A 596-nucleotide genomic window follows, 5' to 3' on the forward strand; every position below is an offset into this window, starting at 1 on the left:
CGTGCCGGCCAGCGGCCGGCACTACCGGAAGGATCAGCGCTTGGGCTGCAGCATGGTGCCGGTGCACTTGGGCGAGCCGCAGCGGCATTCCCAGATCTTCTTCAGCTTGGCGGTGTGGCGCTCGGCCAGCGTGATGCCGTAGTTGTAGGTCAGCTCTTCGCCAGCCTTGATATCGCGCAGCGCCTCGATGAACACCTTGTCGCCACGGCTGTCGCCATCCTCATCCTCCTCGATCACCGCCTCGCAGTTCGGGTCGCAGCTGTGGTTGATCCAGCGCGCATCGTTGCCCTTGTAGTTGGCATCGATCACCCAGTCGTCATTGAGGGTGAACAGGAAGGTATGGCCGCTTTCGACGTCGCCGCTGTCATCGGCATCAACGTCGCCATGGCTGCGCAGCAGGCCCTTGTACTGGATCACGCGCTCGCCCAGCTTGATCGGGGCGACGGCGAACACGCCGTTGCCATGGATGGCGGACTTGCGGGCTTGGATCTTCTTCGGCATCGGCACGGGCTGTTTGCAGCGGATGGAACAGGGATTCTCGCCCATTCCGGGTGATTGCGAAAATCACCCGGTTGGCGCAGCATGGCGCCCCCGGC

Annotated in this window: 1 protein-coding gene; it reads right to left on the minus strand. The window is 63.6% G+C overall.

Annotated features, from left to right (window positions below; genetic code table 11):
* Positions 1-33: 33 nt before the first annotated feature.
* Positions 34-501: an SET domain-containing protein gene (locus ABGA94_RS02875; RefSeq protein ID WP_005415601.1), complete on the minus strand. Its 468-nt coding sequence runs from the start codon at positions 499-501 to the stop codon at positions 34-36.
* Between the last annotated feature and the right edge of the window lie 95 nt (positions 502-596).

This window comes from Stenotrophomonas sp. 3diitr2024 (assembly GCF_042136455.1).
Lineage (GTDB): Bacteria > Pseudomonadota > Gammaproteobacteria > Xanthomonadales > Xanthomonadaceae > Stenotrophomonas > Stenotrophomonas sepilia.

Coding starts and splice junctions, on each gene's coding strand:
- ABGA94_RS02875 (WP_005415601.1), bottom strand. CDS start 501: ATGCCGAAGAAGATCCAAGCCCGCAAGTCCGCCATCCATGGCAACGGC.